Raw genomic sequence first — 15,732 nt, forward strand, 5'->3', positions numbered from 1 at the left:
TCAGCGCCCTCCGAGCGCGATCAGCGTTGAGCGCCTTCGGCGAGGTATCGGTGGATGAGGGTGACGGCCATCGCGCCCTCGCCGACGGCGGATGCGACGCGCTTGACGGAGTTCGCACGGACGTCGCCGGCCGCGAAGATCCCGGGCACGGATGTCTCGAGGTAGTAGGGCGAGCGATCCAGCGGCCACTTCTGCAGGTCGTCGGAGGAGAGGTCCACGCCGGTGAGCAGGAACCCGCGACTGTCGAGCTGCACATTTGTCGTCGCCGCCCACTCGGTGTTGGGAGCCCCGCCGATGCAGACGAACAGGTGGGTCGCGGGCACGCGTGTGGTCGTGCCCGCCTGGTCGAGGGTGATCTCTCGCAGATGCTCGTCTCCGTCGACCGCGACGACGCGGGTGTGGACGAGGATGGTGACGTTGCTCTGCGCGGCGAGCCGGTCGAGCAGATAGGCCGACATGGTCGACGAGAGCGAGGGGCCGCGGACGACGACAGTGACGTGCGCCGCGTGGGCCGCGAGGTTCATGGCCGCCTGTCCTGCGGAGTTGGCGCCGCCGACGACGTACACGTGCTGACCGATGCAGGCGGAGGCTTCGCTGGTGCCCGCGCCGTAGTAGATGCCGGCACCGCGGAAGCCCTGCTCGCCGTCGAGGCCGAGTCTGCGCCACTGCACGCCGGTGGCGCAGAGCGCCGCGCGTGCATGGATCTCCGACCCGTCGGCGAGCCGAGCCCGCACGTCGTGGTCCATGAACGTGCGGGCGATGCCGTACCTCATGACGATGAGTTCGGCGCCGAAGGAGAGCGCCTGCCGGCGGGCGCGCTCGGCGAGCTCCGCCCCGGAGATCCCCCCGGGGAAACCGAGGTAGTTCTCGATGAGGCTGCTGAAACCGGCCTGCCCGCCGACGGCGTCGCGCTCTACGACGGCGACGCTGAGACCCTCGGATGCCGCGTAGACGGCGGCCGAGAGTCCGGCGGGTCCTGCTCCGTAGATGATGAGGTCGTACGTCGACTGCGCCGGAGGCTTCACCCAGCCGAGAGCCGCAGCGACCTGCTCGGGATTCGGGTCCTCCAACACGGCGCCTTCGGGAAGGACGACCAGCGGTAGCCGCCTGCCGGTCAGGTCGATTCCTGCCGCCGCGGCGGCACCTCGGGGAACCATGATCGGCAGGAACGGAACCTCGCTGCGGGTCAGATAGTCGCGCAGCGCGAAAGCCTGCGGCCCGTCGGCGTCGGCGATGAGACGCAGGGGCGACCGCTGGTCGGGTGCCTCGGTCACGCGTCGCCTGCGAGCTGCTCCTGCCAGTCCGCAGGCACGCGCTCAGCCGGGCCGGGGGTGGTCTGCGACCGCGGATGGCTGTGCGGGGGAGCGAGGACGGGACCGTCGAAGGCTGTCTCGGTGCCGAAGTCCCAGAACCAGTCCTCACCGGGCTCGAAGCTCTGGATCACTCGATGGCCGCTCGTGTGCGCATGCTTCGTCGCATGCTTGTGCAAGGAGTCGTCGCAGCATCCGATGTGCCCGCAGTAGGCGCACCGGCGCAGATGCAGCCACCACGAGCCGATCGCCTCGCAGTCCAGACACCCCGGGCCGGAGGGGGAACGTCCGCCCGGATGAAGTCGCTGACGTCGCTCATGGGTGCATCTCCTGTCGTCGGTATGCCGTCGGGGTCATGATGTCGGGATTCCGTGTCGTACTCAAGGGTGCCCGCGGGAGTCCTCATGTTCCTTCGACACCCGTCGAAGCCGTGCTCGTCGACATCCTCTAGGTTCGGGGAGGTGAGCACCTCTTCCTCCCGCCGGGTCCCGATCGAATCGCAGAAGGTCGATGCGCCGCTGACGTCCAGCGCGACGTTCCTCGTGTTGCAGATCGTTGACGGAGCGGATGCCGCGTCGACCGCGCGCGACGCGATCGCCGGTATCGATGACCTCGTGAAGAACGTCGGATTCCGTGATCTCGACGCGATGCTGTCGTGCACGGTCGGCATCGGAGCCGCGGCGTGGCCGCGCCTCACCGCGCGCCGGGTTCCGGCCGAGCTGCACCCATTCGCGCCGGTCGTCGGCCCGGTGCACACCGCGCCGGGCACGCCCGGGGATCTCCTCTTCCATATCCGCGCGAACCGCCAGGATCTCGTGTTCGAGTTCGAGCGCCAGTTGCTCGACGTGCTGGGCGACGCCGTGACCGTGGTCGACGAGACCTCGGGATTCCGGTATTTCGACGTGCGCGACCTGCTCGGCTTCGTCGACGGGACCGCGAACCCGGTGGGGAACGCCGTCGCCGAGTCGACGCTGGTGGGCGCAGAGGACGGTGATCACGTCGGGGGCAGCTACGTCGTCGTCCAGCGATATCTGCACGACCTCGGTCAGTGGCAGGCGCTGACGACCGAGCAGCAGGAGGCCGTGATCGGCCGCAAGAAGGCCGACAACGTCGAGCTCGACGATGCAGCCGTCGGGCAGAAGTCCCACAAGACCCTCGCCACGATCGTGGTCGACGGTGTCGAGCACGACATCCTTCGTGACAACATGCCTTTCGGCAGCCCGGGCTCGTCGTCCTTCGGCACCTACTTCATCGGATACTCGCGCTACCTGTGGGTCATCGAGAAGATGCTCGAGAACATGTTCATCGGTGACCCGCCCGGCGCCTACGACCGACTCCTGGACTTCTCCCGCGCCACGACCGGCAGCACCTTCTTCGCGCCGTCCGCGGACTTCCTCAGCGGGCTCGCCGACGAGCCGATGCCCGTGCAGCGCATCTGACGGCAGACGAGCGGACAAGAGTCACCTCCCATCTCGCGCCGCACGCGCGTAGCGTTGATATATGGGAAGACTCTTCTACGGAGCCGCTCAGCCGCCTATCCTCATCGAGGACCGAGCGTTGGCTCACCTCAAGATCGTCGTCACGACGAAGCTGCGCCGCAACGAGAGCTTCACCCTGTCGTGGATCCACAAGGACGGCGAGGCCCCCGGTCGATCGACCATCTGGCTGCATCCATCGATCCCGCTGCGCTTCGTGTTCGACGAGACGGAGGCGCCGACGCTGAACCGTCGGTGGATCGAGGAGCTCTCTCAGACACTCAGCAGCACGGGCGGCGTCTGCCTGACTGCGGAGATCATCGATCCCACCGAAGGCGGGGAATCGGAACGCGCAGGCGGAGGGCGGTGACCGACTCGCTCACAGGGTGAGGCGGCGGTCGACGATCTGCTGCGCGACATCGTGCAGTCGCCCACCGACAGAGCGCGCGTGTCGTCGAAGGATGGTGAAGGCATCGTCGATGGAGACGCTGCGCTGAAACGACAGCGCGCCCTTCGCCTGCTCGATCACGATCCTGCTGTCGAGCGCGTGCTGAAGCTGCGCGGTGCGGTCGGCGCGCGCGCGGAGCGTGCGATGCTGCACCAGACCGATCGTGGCGAACTCGCCGAGTGCCTGAGCGACGGCCGCATCCTGGTCGGTGAGCACGCCGACCCTGTCGAAGAAGAGGTTCAGCGCACCGAGGTGCTGATCGCGAAGCGAGAGCGGCACCGCGTAGCCGGCGCGAAGGCCACGTCGTACCGCGAGAGGAGCGAACTGGGGCCACCGATCGGCACTCGCCCGCAGATCAGGTGTCTCGACCACGCGCCCGGACCGGAAGCTGTCGAGGCAGGGCCCCTGCTCGATGCCGAGCTCTGCCTCCTCCACATCGCTCGCACGTTCACTCGTCGAGCCCAGCACGTGGAGCCGCCCTCCGGCATCGGCCAGGACGATGCCGGCGTCGACCGCAGGGGTGAAGCGCGTCGCTGCCTCGACGAGGAGGTCCATGGTGTCGATGACGTCATAGTCCGGATCCAGAGCGTCAGCCAGGCGCCGGAAGACACCGGTCAGGTCGTTCGGCGAGTGCGGGTCGCGGGTCACATCGAGCGGCATTCGGATCCGATCCTCAACTCACGCCCACGGCATGGCCCTGCTCTGCGCCCACGTTCTCGGGTTCGTGAACCAGATACAGTCCGGACGGCGCATTCGCGGTGAACGCGAGCGCCTCGATCCAGTGCCGATTGAGCTCGGGGACTTTGCCGCCGCTGTACTTGAAGACGAGGTTGCAGCCGGGGTGCATCCAGACCGAGCTCCGACCGCCGCCGATGCTGGCGTCCTCCCTCCAGGTGAAGAGGAACGGCTCGCCGCGGCGCAGCTTCGTCGTCATCACGACCTGCAGATGATGGAGCGCGCGGTCGTCGATCTCCACCTTCTGATTTCCCTCGTACACGAACTTGCCCATGATGGGACGTCCCTTCCTAGATCTCCTTCTGTGCCCAGACCTACAGGGGTGGGGTGCCCCCCGCAAGGCCCTTGCAGACCGATCGAGAGTGTTCCTGCGCCGTTCGCAGGCGTCTCGGTCGGACGCCTTTTACACCCGAGACCTCAATTTCGGCAAGGGTGCTGGAACGGCTTTCTCACCCCGTTAGACCAGTGCTCACCAATCCAGCGGATCGGTCGACGAAGTCGTTCGATCCGAGACGACCCCGCACGAAGGAGCACTGATGTCGGACACTTATGGCACGACGAGCCTGAGCGGCTCGGACGCGCATCACGAGCAGGATTCAGGGAAGGCGGAGGCTGCCAAGAACGAGGCGGCCGGTCTTGCCGACACGGCCGGCGCTCAGGCGAAGGACGTGATCGGCACCGCCAAGGCAGAGGCGGCGAGCGTCGTCGGCGAGGCCAAGACGCAGGCGAAGGACCTGTACGCGCAGACCACCCGTGAGCTGAAGGAGCAGGCGCACACGCAGCAGCAGCGCCTCGCCGGTGGGCTTCGGTCGGTCAGCGACGAACTCGGTTCGATGGCTGCGAACTCGGAGGGCAGCGGTGTCGCGAGCGATCTGGTGCAGCAGGTCGCCGGGCGACTGTCGGGCGCGGCGAGCTGGCTCGGGGACCGGGATCCGGCCTCCGTGCTCACGGAGGTGAAGCGGTATGCGAGACGCAAGCCCGGAACCTTCATCCTCGGGGCGGCGATCGTCGGCGTCGCCGTCGGCAGGCTCACCCGAGCGCTGGCATCGAACGCCTCGGCAGATGACACGCATACATCTCCACGGCCCGTGACACCGCCCCGTGAGGTCCACCCGGACCCGGCCGTACCGGTGCCGGTCGGCTCTCCCGCGGGCGGTGCCGCCGACAGCGGCGGGGCGACGGCTGCAGACCTCACCGGCGCTCCGACACGCACGGAGACAGAAGGTCTCACACCTCCGACCCGTCGCGGCGGCGCACAGACCGCCTGGACCGGATCGGGCGCACTCGGGGAGGGTGGCGATGAGCGACCCCACACCCTCTGAGACGAAGGCCGCGTCGAACTCGCTCGGCGATCTGCTGGGTGAGGTCTCGCGAGACCTGTCGACGCTGATGCGTCAGGAGCTCGCACTCGCTCGCGCGGAGCTGCGGGAGACCGCGACGAAGTCCGCGAAGGGCGCGGGCATCATGGGTGCCGCCGGCTATGCGGCGCTGATGGCGGTGTTCTTCCTGTCCGTCGCACTGTGGTGGGCGCTGGGCTCGCTCATGGGGCGCGGCTGGTCGGGCGTCGTCGTGGCCGTGATCTGGGCGATCGTCGCGCTGATCCTGTTCGTGGTCGGCCGAAGCCAGCTGAAGCAGGTCGAGGGCATGCCGCAGACCGTCGACACGGTCAAGGAGATTCCGGAAGCACTGAAGAGAAATGAGGAGAACCGATGAGTGATTCACCCGACGAGATCCGCGCGAACATCGAGCGGACGCGACAGGAGCTGGGGTCGGATGTCGACGCGCTCGCCGACAAGGTGACGCCGTCGAAGATCGTGGACCGGCAGATGGGGAAAGTGCGCGGTGCTTTCACGTCGGTGCGCGAGCGCGTCATGGGGTCGGCGGACGATGCGGGATCCACGCTCTCGGACGCCGGTGACCGCGTGACCGAGGTCAAGGACCGCGCCATCGCGAAAGCCGAGGGCAATCCGCTCGCGGTCGGCCTGATGGCCTTCGGGGCGGGGCTGCTGATCGCATCGCTCGTTCCGGCGTCGTCGAAGGAGCAGCAGCTCGCGAAGACGGTCAAGGACCAGGCCCAGCCGCTCCTCGATGAGGTCACGGACGTGGCCAAGGAGGTCGGCGAGCATCTGAAGGAACCGGCGCAGGCGTCGGTCGAGTCCGTGAGGGAAACGGCGCAGGAATCCGTGGCTGTCGTGAAGGACGAAGCGCAGACCGCGGCCGGTGAAGTGACCGATCAGGCGCAGCAGGCGCGCGAGAACATCGCGGGCAGCTGACCGCCATCGACCGGACGGACCCGTCGCACGCGGGTAGGCGACGGGTCCGTCCGTCATGAGAGGAATGAAGATGTCGCAGCCGCACACGGAGGCCCGAGACGGGAATGTCGATCCCGAGGCCTCGAGCAAGCCCGACTCCCCGGACGATCTCCACGGACGATCATGGAAGTACGTGGCGAAGAAGGCCATCCGTGAGTTCTCGTCCGACCAGTGCACCGATATAGCTGCCGCGCTGACGTACTACGCGGTGCTGTCGATCTTTCCCGGTCTGATAGCGATCTTCTCCCTCCTCGGCGTCGTCGGTCAGGGACAGGCCGCCGGGGAAGCGGTGATCGGCATCGTCGAGCAGGTCGCCCCGGGCGACACGGCGGACGCCCTCCGGGGCCCGATCGAACAGGTCGCGGACTCGCCGGCCGCCGGGTTCGCACTGATCAGCGGCATCCTGCTCGCGATCTGGTCGGCGTCCGGGTACGTCGGCGCCTTCAGCCGAGCGATGAACCGCATCTACGAGATCGACGAGGGGCGACCGTTCTGGAAGCTCAAGCCTGCACAGCTGCTCGTGACGGTGATCACCATCGTGCTGTTCGTCATCGCGGCGGTCATCCTGGTGGTGTCGGGGCCGGTCACGCGAGCCATCGGCGACTCACTCGGACTCGGCACCGTGCCTCAGGCCATCTGGTCGATCGCGAAGTGGCCTCTGTTGGGGTTCATCGTCGTCCTCGCCGTCGCGATCCTCTACTACGCCACTCCCAACGCGAAGCAGCCGCGCTTCCGGTGGATCAGCCTCGGGGCGCTTCTCGCGATCATCGTGCTGGCTGTCGCCACGGCGGGCTTCGCCTTCTATGTGGCGAACTTCTCGAACTACGACCGCACTTACGGCTCCCTCGCGGGCATCGTGGTGTTCCTGCTGTGGCTGTGGATCGCCAACCTGGCGCTTCTCGTCGGAGCGGAGTTCGACGCCGAACTCGAGCGAGGTCGCCAACTGCAGGCGGGCATCGCCGCAGAGCGGGAGATCCGCCTTCCTCCGAGGGACACACGCAAGAGCGACAAGGCCGCAGAGAAGGAGCGGCAGGACATCGACGAGGCCCGCCGCATCCGCGAGCATGCCGATGCAGAATCGGGGCACCGCGAATCCGACGGGTCCGACCGTCGATGACCGATCAGCGTGCGGTCGGCGGAAGCTTGTCCACGCCGTGCCGGTTCGGCTTGTCGGGCTCCGCGGCGGTATCGGGAGACGCGTGCGCGGGTCCGGTCGGCCCCGCTTCGGACGTCGGATAGTGCGGCTCGTCGATCTCGACGGCCTTGTCTCGCTCGTCGAGAGGAGGCAGATGGTCGAGCGGTTGCTTGATGTCGTCTGGGTGGCTCATGCAGACAGGCTCCGCCACCGGTGACGTGGGCGAACAGGGGCTTGTCATCGAAAGGATGATGTGATGGGCGACTGCTCTCCGGTGAGGCGTAGGGTCGATTCCATGCACGCCCGGCCACTTCTCGTCTATGACGGCGATTGCGCGTTCTGCACCACGTGGGTGCAACGACTCGAACGCTGGCTCGGCAGGTTTCCCGAGGCTCAGCCGTGGCAATGGCTCGACCTCGATGAAATCGGACTGAGTTCCGCGGATGTCACCCACTACGCGTGGCTGCTGGTCGGCGCGCGTCGGATGCGCGGACATGCTGCCTTCGCAGGATTGCTCCGCATGCAGCGATCCCGGCTGCTGCGCTTCGCCGGCGTGCTCCTCGTCACGCCCCCGTTCTCCTGGGTCGCTGCGCTGGGCTATTCGCTGATCGCGCGCTTCCGACACCGTCTTCCCGGCGGCACGGCCGCCTGTGCGCTTCCGCGGGCCTGAGACAGCACCCGACGATCCTCCGGTTGTCAACGCCCCTTCACCCGGGCGGGCGCTCACCTAGCATCGCCGGATGGGACGCCTCAGGTATGACAGCACACTCGACCCGATCGTCATCGACGATGTGACGCTCGCGCACATGAAGATCGTCGTCGGCACGAAGCTCAGGCGGCAGGAGAGCTTCATGATGTCCTGGATCCCGGGAGACGATTCCCGCGACGGCCGACTGACCGCATGGATTCATCCGAGCATTCCGCTCGTCCTGGCGTTCGACAGCGTCGAGCCGATTCACGTGGATGCCGAGCGCGTGTCACGGATGATGAACAGCCTCAACGCTCACGGAGAACTGCTGATCGAGGATATGTAGGCCGCTCACACCACTTACATCGGGATCCCGTCGGCTGTCAAGAGAGGCGAAGTTCGGGCCGCGCGGTCCGAAGAATGAACCGCATGAACACATCGCCCCATGCGCTTGCCGCCCACCCCTCCTCCGACATGAGACTCGCACGGACCCTCCGGAGCATCGACTACCCCGCGACCAAGGACGATCTGCTGAGGATCGCCGTCGTCGATCATCTCGAGGTCGCGACCATCGACGCCATCCACGAGCTGCCCGCCCGCGACTATCACGGAGTCGCCGAGGTGCTGAAGACGCTCGACGGGGCCTGACTCTGCCGCCGGCGCACTCTGGAGGGTGAACGCAGACTTGTCAATACCCTGCGAGAGGCCTCGCGGTCTTCCTACCCTGGCACCATGTCCGACCTCACCGGCGCGCCACTGACGCTCACGTGGCCGCACGAATCCGATACATCGTCGCCGTCGCGACTCCCCGTGCACGCGCCGCAGGGAGGTGCATGATGGGCAGATTCATCTATGAGGGCTCGATCAGGATCGAGATCGAAGACCGTGCGCTCAGTCACCTGCAGCTCGTGATCACCGCGAAGCTCCGGCGGGCCGAGCCCTTCAACTTCAGCTGGCGCGAGGATCAGAGCATCGGGGGAGGCCGCACCACCGTCTGGCTGCACCCGGGGAGTGCTCTCGTTTATCGGTTCCTCGGCAGCAGGCAGCCATCGATCAACCGGCGGTGGGTCGATGCGCTCGCATTCACCGCGAATGCCCCGACCGGGCTGTACCTGGTCGCAGAGCCGGATGAGCTGTCATCGGGGGAGAAGCTCGGAGTGCCCGCCGACCTGTAGCCGCCAGCTGCCGCGATCTTCGGTGCGAAGACGGGGCGTGCTCACGGGCATCGCCGCATCCTGATGACGATCCGAGAGCGGAGAGATCGGCACGAGAATCGCCACGTCTCGTCACGCTGACTCCGGTAACCTCATGCGCATGGCCACCGCAACGACGCAGACCCCGAAACGCGAGGCCTTCGGCTCGCGCAACGTCTTCATCCTCTCTGCGATCGGCTCTGCCGTCGGGCTGGGGAACATCTGGAGATTCCCCTACGTGGCGTACGAAGGCGGAGGCGGGGCGTTCCTCATCCCGTATCTGTGTGCGCTTCTCACTGCCGGAATCCCGCTCCTCTTCTTCGACTACGCGATCGGCCACCGATTCCGCGGGTCCGCGCCGTTGGCCTTCCGACGGATGCACCGCAGGGCCGAGCCACTCGGCTGGTGGCAGGTGCTCATCTGCGTGGTGATCGCGGTCTACTACGCGGTGATCATCGCGTGGGCCGCGATGTACACCTGGTTCTCGGCGCAGCTGACCTGGGGGCCGGGCAACGAGAACGACTTCTTCTTCATCGACTTCCTCCGCTCGGCCGATGTCGCCGAGGTGGGCATCTCGACGGACTTCGTGCCGCAGGTCGGCCTCCCGCTCGTGGCGGTCTGGCTGATCGTCATCGTCATCATGGCGCTGGGTGTGAAGCGCGGGATCGGCCGGGCGAACATGATCCTGATGCCTCTGCTCACGGTGATGTTCGCGATCCTCGTGGTGCAGTCGCTGTTCCTGCCGGGCGCCATGGACGGGCTGAACGCCTTCTTCACCCCCAACTGGGAAGCGCTGGGCGACCCGGCCGTCTGGGCATCGGCCTACGGCCACATCTTCTTCTCGCTGTCGGTGGCCTTCGGCATCATGGTGACCTACTCGTCGTACCTGAAGCGCAAGACCGACCTCACCGGTTCCGGTCTGGTCGTTGCCTTCGCGAACTCCGGCTTCGAGATCCTCGCGGGAATCGGCGTGTTCGCGGCCCTCGGCTTCATGGCGCAGGCGCAGGGGACCGAGGTGGCCGGTGTCGCGTCGTCGGGAATCGGCCTGGCCTTCATCGCCTTCCCCACGATCGTCTCTCAGGCGGCAGGCGGCTCGATCATCGGCGTCCTCTTCTTCGGAGCGCTGGTCTTCGCGGGGGTGACCTCGCTCATCTCGATCCTCGAGGTGATCGTCGCGGCGCTGCAGGACAAGCTGGGCTGGGCGCGCATCCGCACGACGCTCACGGTGTCCATCCCGCTCGCGATCGTCTCGTTGGCACTGTTCTCGACGACCACCGCGCTGTCCGTGCTCGATACCGCTGACGCCTTCGTCAATGCCTTCGGCATCATGGCCGTCGCACTGGTCGCGGTGATCGTGGTCGCATGGCTGCTGCACAAGCTGCCGGCACTCGTCGACCACCTCGATCGTCGGTCGAGCTTCCGGGTCGGGCGAGTGTGGATGCTGCTCGTCGGCGCGCTCGCGCCCCTCGTGCTCGGGTACCTGCTCGTCACCGAGCTGATCTCGAAGATCTCCGAGCCGTACGGCGGCTATCCGGGATGGTTCCTCGCCGTCTTCGGGTGGGGCATGGTCATCGCACTCGTCGTGATCGCACTGCTGCTGTCGGCGCTGCCATGGAGCGGTCGCTCCCACGCCAAGGATGATCCCGAGTACGACGAGTTCCTCACCGAGGAAGACTACGAACCGGATGCCGAGACCTCGTCGATCCCGCTGATCGCGACCTCGGAACCGCACGCGACGGAGAAGGGAGCGGGCGCATGACCACGACAGCGATCGTCATGATGATCATCGCGATGGTCACGATCTGGGGCGGCCTCATCGCCGCCGTCGTGAACCTCGCTCGTCACCCCGAAGCAGCGGATTCGGAGCCGGCTCCGCCCGTCGAGCTCTGACCGTCTTACCCGCAGGAGGAGCGGGAATCAACCCGCTCCTCCCGGTCTTCGATCCTGACTACGTTCTCTTCCGGAAGCACTGTCGACGGAAGAGGAGCCCATGAGCAGGACGCGGCCGCGATTCGATATCGACGAGTGGAGCATCGGTGCCGACGGCATCGACGTCGAGAACCTCGCCCATGAGGAGTCCGTCTTCGGACTCTCGAACGGTCATGTGGGCTGGCGGGGGAACCTCGACGAAGGCGACCCGCGCGGCGTCGCGGGAAGCTATCTGAACGGCCTCTTCGAAGAGCACCCGATGCCGTATGCCGAAGAGGGATACGGCTACCCCGAGTGCGGGCAGAGCGTGATCAACGCGGCCAACGGCCAGCTCATCCGGCTGATCGTCGGGGACGAGCCGTTCGATGTCCGTCGTGGATCGCTCACGTCGCACACCCGTCGTCTCGACTTCCGCGCGGGAACTCTCGAACGCGAGGTCGAGTGGACCAGTCCGACCGGCCAGCGGGTGCGGATCCGGTCGACGAGGATCGTCTCCTTCGCGCACCGCTCCGTCGCAGCGGTGCACTACCGTGTGCAGGCGCTCGGCGGTCCGGCGGAGGTCACCGTCATCTCCGACCTGCTGGCGAACGAGCCGCTGCCGATCACGCACGACGACCCCCGGGTGCAGGAGCTGCTGAGCGAGCCGCTCGAGGGGGTGGCCGCGGCAGCCGACGCGGCTGCCGCCACCCTCGTACATCGCACGAGGAAGAGCGGGCTCACGACCGCTGTCGCGATGGACCATCGCGTGAGCGGTTCTCCCCGGAGCGAGCCGAGCGTCGAGACGGATGTCGATGCGACGGGCGACCGTGCGCGCACCACGGTTCACGCATCGCTGGCTGCCGGAGAGACGCTCGAGATCGTCAAGCTCGTCGGTCATGAATTCTCGTCCGACCTCTCGACCGCCGCCCTGCGCGACCGGGCCGAGACGGCGGTCGGCGACGCGCTGCGGGCCGGATGGGACGCACTGGTCGCCGATCAACGGGCGCGGCTGGACGACTTCTGGGAGTGCGCCGACGTGCGCGTCGACGGACCGGCACGGCTGCAGCAGGCCGTGCGCTTCGCGCTCTTCCAGGTGTTCCAGGCCTCCACCCGCATGGAATTGCGATCCGTTCCGGGAAAGGGGCTGACCGGCTCCGGATACGAGGGGCACACCTTCTGGGACTTCGAGGCGTTCGTGCTCCCCGTCCTCACCTCTACCCTCCCGCACGCCGCCGAACAGGCGCTGCGGTGGCGACATTCCGTGCTCGATCGCGCTCGTGACAGGGCGGCGCAACTGCATCTGCAGGGTGCCGCATTGCCGTGGCGGACCATCGACGGCAGAGAGTCGTCGGGGTACTGGCCTGCCAGCACGGCCGCGTTCCACATCAACGCCGATGTGGCCGGAGCGGTTCTGCACTACGTGCGGGCGACGGGCGATATCGACTTCGAACGGGAGGCCGGCCTCGAGATCCTGGTCGAGACCGCTCGCCTCTGGGCCTCGCTCGGTCGGTGGGACTCGCACGGAGGCTTCCACATCGACGGCGTCACGGGGCCGGACGAGTACTCGGCCATCGCGAACGACAACGTCTTCACGAACCTGGCAGCCCGGAAGAACCTTCAAGGGGCGGCGGCCGCGGCCCGACGGCATCCGGAGGTCGCGTCGGAGCTCGAGGTCGTAGACGACGAGATCGCGAGGTGGGAACTCGCTGCCGCGGCGATGACGGTGCCCTTCGATGACGAACGGGGCGTGCACCCGCAGTCCGCCGGCTACACCGACCTCGAACGGTGGAACTTCGAGTCGACGGCGCCGGACGAATACCTGCTGCACGACCACTTCCCGTACTTCGACCTCTACCGCAAGCAGGTCGTGAAGCAGGCCGATCTGGTGCTCGCCCTGTTCTTCTCGCATGAGTCGTTCACCGCGGAGCAGAAGGAGCGTGCGTTCGAGTATTACGAGGCGATCACCGTGCGGGACTCATCGCTGTCGGCGGCGGCGCAGGCCGTGGTCGCCGCAGAGGTCGGTCACCTGGATCTCGCGCTCGACTACCTCGCCGAGGTCGCGACTCTCGATCTCGACGACCTTCATGGCAACACCGGTCAGGGGCTTCATGTCGCCGCTCTCGCGGGGGTCTGGACGGCCATCACCGCGGGCTTCGGCGGGATGCGCGACAGCGACAGCGGCCTGCGGTTCTGCCCGCGTCTTCCGTCCGAGATCGACGGGCTCGAGTTCGGGGTGCGCATCCACGGCTGCGTCCTGCGTGTCGATGTCCGCCAGGCGGAGGCCACCTATCGGCTCGCCGCGGGCGACCCGGTCACCATCACCCACTACGACGAGCAGGTGACGCTCGACGCCGGACATCCCGTCACCAGAGGGATTCCACCACTGCAGTCGCGGGGGCCGCAGCCCCGGCAGCCTCGAGGACGAGCGCCCCGACCGGCGCTCGAGGCGTTCAGCGCCTGACGTGACAGAGAGAGGAGACAGTCATGTCGGATCGAACCATCGGTCGCGCATCGATGCGAATCGCGTTCTGGTCATGGACGCTCATCATCGTGGTCGGGCTGGCGACCATGATCGCCCTGCCTCTGACGGGGAAGTGAACGAGATGCGTCGCTTCGTCAGAGACGGGGGACTCAGCCTCGTCTTCCTCGCGATCTTCGCGCTCAGCCTGATCGGGCAGTCGATCGCGGGACACGCCTACAACAATCAGGAGCTGGCTCAGCACGGTCAGCCGCCCACTCCGTATCTGGAGTTCATCACCTCCTCCGACTTCCTCGTCGATGTGGCGGAGAACTGGCAGTCGGAGTTCCTGCAGTTCTTCCTCTTCATCCTCGCGACCATCTGGTTCATCCAGCGAGGATCACCTGAATCCAAGAAGCCGGGCGACGAGGGAGTGGGGTCGGACGCCGATCAACTCGTCGGAGAGCACGCGCATGTCGACTCCCCGCGCTGGGCGAAGGTGCACGGACTGCGCGGGTGGATCTACTCCAACTCGCTTCTGCTCGCGATGGGAACGATCTTCCTGCTCTCGTGGCTCGCCCAGTCGCTCGCCGGCCATGTCGTCGCCAACGAGCAGAACGCGCAGCACGGCCTGCCACCGGAGACGTGGATCGACTATGTCGTCTCGGCGGAGTTCTGGAACCGCACGCTGCAGAACTGGCAGTCGGAGTTCCTGGCTGTCGGCGCGATGGTCGCCTTCTCGATCTATCTGCGGCAGCGCGGCTCGAGCGAGTCGAAGCCCGTCGGCGTGCCGCATCACGTGAGCAGCGTCGAGTCCGAGTAGCGAGGACCTTCTCGCGTCGATCGTCAAGCCCCTGTCTGCAGCGAAGTCGGAAGGGTTGCCTGGCACGAAACCGATCGAGAGGAGCGGATGATGAAGCACGTGAAGTACGCCGAGAAGTCGGTTCTCGTGGGTGATGACGCGGCGGACACGCTGATGGACTACGCCCGGGTGCTGGCGAGTGAGGGGAGTGCCGACACGGTGACGCTGCGGGTCGTCAGCCCGGACGGGAACATCGTCGACGCGTCTTTCCTGCTCACCCCGAGCACCGAGCTCATGGTCGAGTCGACCAATTCCCAGCTCGAGGAGCCGGACAACGGGGAGACCGTGCAGGAGATGCGCGACCGCATCGCGTCGTCGCGCTCCACCGTCGTGACCGAGACGGAGCCCCCGTGGCTCCTCGAGACCACTGAGGAGATCTAGCTGCGCGCGGGGCTCAGGCCTTGCGCCACTCGTGCGACTCGATGCTCGCGCCGGCCTGCGGCCCCATCTGCAGCATCCCTCCGTCGATCACCACCGATGCTCCGGAGATGTAGGCGGCCAGCGGCGACGCGAGGAAGGCGATCAGCGCGGCGACCTCGCGTGCGTCCCCCGGGCGTCCCAGCGGGATGCCGGGACGGTCCTGCGTGTGAGGATCCACATCCGTCTGCCCGGTCATCGGGGTCGCGATCTCACCGGGGGCGACGCTGACCGCGCTGATCCCCGCCGAGCCCAGCTCGAGGGCGAGGTTCTTCATCAGTCCGTCGAGTCCGTGTTTCGCGGCGTCGTACGCGCTCGAACCGACCATCGGCTGATGCGCGTGCACGCTGGTCACGGCGATCAGACGGCCTCCGCTGCCCGCCGCGACCATCGCGCGCGCGGCGCGCTGCAGGCATACGAAGGCGCCGGTGAGGTCGGTGTCGATGACGTGGTTCCAGTCATCCAATGCGAGGTCGAGGAACGGAGTCGACGTCCCCGTCCCCGCGTTGTTCACGAAGACGTCGAGGCCGCCCAGCTCCGCGATCAGACCGTCGATCACGTCGCCGCACGCGGGGATGTCGGCGACGTCGAGCTGCCCCGTGATCGCGCGCGCTCCGTGGGTGCGAACCTCCTCGGCGGTCTGCTCGGCACCCGCCTGATCGGAATGCCACGTGATCGCCACGTCCATCCCGGCGGTGGCGAGCGCCACCGCCGTGGCGCGTCCGATTCCCGAATCGCCGGCGGTGACGATCGCCCTACGGGGTGTGTGTGCGTGGTCGATCATGCCGTTC

21 protein-coding genes are annotated in these 15,732 nt (G+C 67.1%); 15 read left to right on the forward strand and 6 right to left on the reverse strand.

Annotated features, from left to right (window positions below):
• Positions 1 to 20 precede the first annotated feature (20 nt).
• Together ACZZZQ_RS15750 and ACZZZQ_RS15755 are read right to left on the reverse strand one after the other, a co-directional pair.
• A complete protein-coding gene (locus ACZZZQ_RS15750) occupies positions 21 to 1,274 on the reverse strand; it encodes an NAD(P)/FAD-dependent oxidoreductase (RefSeq protein ID WP_463507897.1) in 1,254 nt (417 codons plus the stop codon).
• Positions 1,271 to 1,573, reverse strand: a complete 303-nt coding sequence (locus tag ACZZZQ_RS15755; RefSeq protein ID WP_463508103.1) for a UBP-type zinc finger domain-containing protein — start codon at positions 1,571 to 1,573, stop codon at positions 1,271 to 1,273. Before ACZZZQ_RS15755 ends, ACZZZQ_RS15750 begins: the two co-directional genes overlap by 4 nt.
• 198 nt (positions 1,574 to 1,771) lie before the next feature.
• On the opposite strand from ACZZZQ_RS15755, the gene ACZZZQ_RS15760 reads away from it, so the two are divergent.
• Both ACZZZQ_RS15760 and ACZZZQ_RS15765 read left to right on the forward strand, forming a co-directional pair.
• Positions 1,772 to 2,749: a Dyp-type peroxidase gene (locus ACZZZQ_RS15760; protein ID WP_463507898.1), complete on the forward strand. Its 978-nt coding sequence runs from the start codon at positions 1,772 to 1,774 to the stop codon at positions 2,747 to 2,749.
• A 61-nt stretch (positions 2,750 to 2,810) separates the two neighbouring features.
• Positions 2,811 to 3,155, forward strand: a complete 345-nt coding sequence (locus tag ACZZZQ_RS15765; RefSeq protein ID WP_072591357.1) for a DUF7882 family protein — start codon at positions 2,811 to 2,813, stop codon at positions 3,153 to 3,155.
• A gap of 9 nt (positions 3,156 to 3,164) precedes the next feature.
• Here the strand turns inward: ACZZZQ_RS15765 and ACZZZQ_RS15770 are convergent, their stop codons facing one another.
• Both ACZZZQ_RS15770 and ACZZZQ_RS15775 read right to left on the reverse strand, forming a co-directional pair.
• Complete coding sequence (locus ACZZZQ_RS15770) at positions 3,165 to 3,893, reverse strand: GAF and ANTAR domain-containing protein (protein ID WP_463507899.1); 729 nt, start codon at positions 3,891 to 3,893, stop codon at positions 3,165 to 3,167.
• Positions 3,894 to 3,906: 13 nt separating this feature from the next.
• Positions 3,907 to 4,242 carry a DUF7882 family protein gene (locus ACZZZQ_RS15775; RefSeq protein ID WP_320488468.1) on the reverse strand — a complete coding sequence of 112 codons (336 nt, stop codon included), beginning with the start codon at positions 4,240 to 4,242 and terminating at the stop codon, positions 3,907 to 3,909.
• 262 nt (positions 4,243 to 4,504) lie between these two features.
• Between ACZZZQ_RS15775 and ACZZZQ_RS15780 the strand changes: the two genes are divergently transcribed.
• From ACZZZQ_RS15780 to ACZZZQ_RS15795, 4 genes are all read left to right on the forward strand, one after another.
• On the forward strand, positions 4,505 to 5,290 hold the full coding sequence (locus ACZZZQ_RS15780; RefSeq protein ID WP_463507900.1) for a hypothetical protein: 786 nt from the start codon (positions 4,505 to 4,507) through the stop codon (positions 5,288 to 5,290).
• Positions 5,268 to 5,681, forward strand: a complete 414-nt coding sequence (locus tag ACZZZQ_RS15785) for a phage holin family protein (protein ID WP_295101355.1) — start codon at positions 5,268 to 5,270, stop codon at positions 5,679 to 5,681. The genes ACZZZQ_RS15780 and ACZZZQ_RS15785 overlap by 23 nt, the downstream gene beginning before the upstream one ends.
• Positions 5,678 to 6,241: a DUF3618 domain-containing protein gene (locus ACZZZQ_RS15790; protein ID WP_320488465.1), complete on the forward strand. Its 564-nt coding sequence runs from the start codon at positions 5,678 to 5,680 to the stop codon at positions 6,239 to 6,241. Before ACZZZQ_RS15785 ends, ACZZZQ_RS15790 begins: the two co-directional genes overlap by 4 nt.
• A 64-nt stretch (positions 6,242 to 6,305) precedes the next feature.
• Positions 6,306 to 7,397, forward strand: coding sequence for a YihY/virulence factor BrkB family protein (locus tag ACZZZQ_RS15795; RefSeq protein WP_463507901.1), 1,092 nt, complete (start codon positions 6,306 to 6,308; stop codon positions 7,395 to 7,397).
• Between the two features lie 4 nt (positions 7,398 to 7,401).
• Here the strand turns inward: ACZZZQ_RS15795 and ACZZZQ_RS15800 are convergent, their stop codons facing one another.
• Positions 7,402 to 7,608, reverse strand: coding sequence for a hypothetical protein (locus tag ACZZZQ_RS15800; protein ID WP_053096369.1), 207 nt, complete (start codon positions 7,606 to 7,608; stop codon positions 7,402 to 7,404).
• 102 nt (positions 7,609 to 7,710) lie between these two features.
• Here ACZZZQ_RS15800 and ACZZZQ_RS15805 point away from each other — a divergent pair, with 102 nt between their 5' ends.
• The 9 genes from ACZZZQ_RS15805 to ACZZZQ_RS15845 all read left to right on the forward strand — a co-directional run bounded on the left by ACZZZQ_RS15805 (position 7,711) and on the right by ACZZZQ_RS15845 (position 14,905).
• On the forward strand, positions 7,711 to 8,085 hold the full coding sequence (locus tag ACZZZQ_RS15805; RefSeq protein WP_463507902.1) for a thiol-disulfide oxidoreductase DCC family protein: 375 nt from the start codon (positions 7,711 to 7,713) through the stop codon (positions 8,083 to 8,085).
• A gap of 70 nt (positions 8,086 to 8,155) precedes the next feature.
• On the forward strand, positions 8,156 to 8,449 hold the full coding sequence (locus tag ACZZZQ_RS15810) for a DUF7882 family protein (RefSeq protein WP_056278853.1): 294 nt from the start codon (positions 8,156 to 8,158) through the stop codon (positions 8,447 to 8,449).
• An 83-nt stretch (positions 8,450 to 8,532) separates the two neighbouring features.
• Positions 8,533 to 8,751, forward strand: a complete 219-nt coding sequence (locus tag ACZZZQ_RS15815) for a DUF2795 domain-containing protein (RefSeq protein WP_463507903.1) — start codon at positions 8,533 to 8,535, stop codon at positions 8,749 to 8,751.
• Between the two features lie 188 nt (positions 8,752 to 8,939).
• A complete protein-coding gene (locus ACZZZQ_RS15820; RefSeq protein WP_072591349.1) occupies positions 8,940 to 9,278 on the forward strand; it encodes a DUF7882 family protein in 339 nt (112 codons plus the stop codon).
• 139 nt (positions 9,279 to 9,417) lie between these two features.
• Positions 9,418 to 11,055, forward strand: coding sequence for a sodium-dependent transporter (locus ACZZZQ_RS15825; RefSeq protein ID WP_053099140.1), 1,638 nt, complete (start codon positions 9,418 to 9,420; stop codon positions 11,053 to 11,055).
• Positions 11,052 to 11,186, forward strand: coding sequence for a methionine/alanine import family NSS transporter small subunit (locus ACZZZQ_RS15830; protein WP_082297825.1), 135 nt, complete (start codon positions 11,052 to 11,054; stop codon positions 11,184 to 11,186). The genes ACZZZQ_RS15825 and ACZZZQ_RS15830 overlap by 4 nt, the downstream gene beginning before the upstream one ends.
• Positions 11,187 to 11,286: 100 nt before the next feature.
• Complete coding sequence (locus ACZZZQ_RS15835) at positions 11,287 to 13,665, forward strand: glycoside hydrolase family 65 protein (RefSeq protein ID WP_463507904.1); 2,379 nt, start codon at positions 11,287 to 11,289, stop codon at positions 13,663 to 13,665.
• 142 nt (positions 13,666 to 13,807) lie between these two features.
• A complete protein-coding gene (locus tag ACZZZQ_RS15840) occupies positions 13,808 to 14,485 on the forward strand; it encodes a DUF6766 family protein (protein WP_295101365.1) in 678 nt (225 codons plus the stop codon).
• Positions 14,486 to 14,575: 90 nt separating this feature from the next.
• Positions 14,576 to 14,905 carry a hypothetical protein gene (locus ACZZZQ_RS15845; protein ID WP_463496841.1) on the forward strand — a complete coding sequence of 110 codons (330 nt, stop codon included), beginning with the start codon at positions 14,576 to 14,578 and terminating at the stop codon, positions 14,903 to 14,905.
• 13 nt (positions 14,906 to 14,918) lie between these two features.
• Here ACZZZQ_RS15845 and ACZZZQ_RS15850 read toward each other — a convergent pair whose 3' ends face one another.
• On the reverse strand, positions 14,919 to 15,725 hold the full coding sequence (locus ACZZZQ_RS15850; RefSeq protein WP_463507905.1) for an SDR family oxidoreductase: 807 nt from the start codon (positions 15,723 to 15,725) through the stop codon (positions 14,919 to 14,921).
• Positions 15,726 to 15,732 lie beyond the last annotated feature (7 nt).

This window comes from Microbacterium sp. AC132 (assembly GCF_979258525.1).

What these genes read in the sequence shown, in the direction of transcription:
- ACZZZQ_RS15850 (WP_463507905.1), bottom strand. Translation starts at nt 15,725, where the DNA reads ATGATCGACCACGCACACACACCCCGTAGGGCGATCGTCACCGCCGGC.
- ACZZZQ_RS15840 (WP_295101365.1), top strand. Translation starts at nt 13,808, where the DNA reads ATGCGTCGCTTCGTCAGAGACGGGGGACTCAGCCTCGTCTTCCTCGCG.
- ACZZZQ_RS15820 (WP_072591349.1), top strand. Translation starts at nt 8,940, where the DNA reads ATGGGCAGATTCATCTATGAGGGCTCGATCAGGATCGAGATCGAAGAC.
- ACZZZQ_RS15780 (WP_463507900.1), top strand. Translation starts at nt 4,505, where the DNA reads ATGTCGGACACTTATGGCACGACGAGCCTGAGCGGCTCGGACGCGCAT.
- ACZZZQ_RS15800 (WP_053096369.1), bottom strand. Translation starts at nt 7,608, where the DNA reads ATGAGCCACCCAGACGACATCAAGCAACCGCTCGACCATCTGCCTCCT.
- ACZZZQ_RS15805 (WP_463507902.1), top strand. Translation starts at nt 7,711, where the DNA reads ATGCACGCCCGGCCACTTCTCGTCTATGACGGCGATTGCGCGTTCTGC.
- ACZZZQ_RS15770 (WP_463507899.1), bottom strand. Translation starts at nt 3,893, where the DNA reads ATGCCGCTCGATGTGACCCGCGACCCGCACTCGCCGAACGACCTGACC.
- ACZZZQ_RS15785 (WP_295101355.1), top strand. Translation starts at nt 5,268, where the DNA reads ATGAGCGACCCCACACCCTCTGAGACGAAGGCCGCGTCGAACTCGCTC.
- ACZZZQ_RS15765 (WP_072591357.1), top strand. Translation starts at nt 2,811, where the DNA reads ATGGGAAGACTCTTCTACGGAGCCGCTCAGCCGCCTATCCTCATCGAG.
- ACZZZQ_RS15810 (WP_056278853.1), top strand. Translation starts at nt 8,156, where the DNA reads ATGGGACGCCTCAGGTATGACAGCACACTCGACCCGATCGTCATCGAC.
- ACZZZQ_RS15845 (WP_463496841.1), top strand. Translation starts at nt 14,576, where the DNA reads ATGAAGCACGTGAAGTACGCCGAGAAGTCGGTTCTCGTGGGTGATGAC.
- ACZZZQ_RS15790 (WP_320488465.1), top strand. Translation starts at nt 5,678, where the DNA reads ATGAGTGATTCACCCGACGAGATCCGCGCGAACATCGAGCGGACGCGA.
- ACZZZQ_RS15830 (WP_082297825.1), top strand. Translation starts at nt 11,052, where the DNA reads ATGACCACGACAGCGATCGTCATGATGATCATCGCGATGGTCACGATC.
- ACZZZQ_RS15775 (WP_320488468.1), bottom strand. Translation starts at nt 4,242, where the DNA reads ATGGGCAAGTTCGTGTACGAGGGAAATCAGAAGGTGGAGATCGACGAC.
- ACZZZQ_RS15835 (WP_463507904.1), top strand. Translation starts at nt 11,287, where the DNA reads ATGAGCAGGACGCGGCCGCGATTCGATATCGACGAGTGGAGCATCGGT.
- ACZZZQ_RS15825 (WP_053099140.1), top strand. Translation starts at nt 9,418, where the DNA reads ATGGCCACCGCAACGACGCAGACCCCGAAACGCGAGGCCTTCGGCTCG.
- ACZZZQ_RS15795 (WP_463507901.1), top strand. Translation starts at nt 6,306, where the DNA reads ATGAAGATGTCGCAGCCGCACACGGAGGCCCGAGACGGGAATGTCGAT.
- ACZZZQ_RS15815 (WP_463507903.1), top strand. Translation starts at nt 8,533, where the DNA reads ATGAACACATCGCCCCATGCGCTTGCCGCCCACCCCTCCTCCGACATG.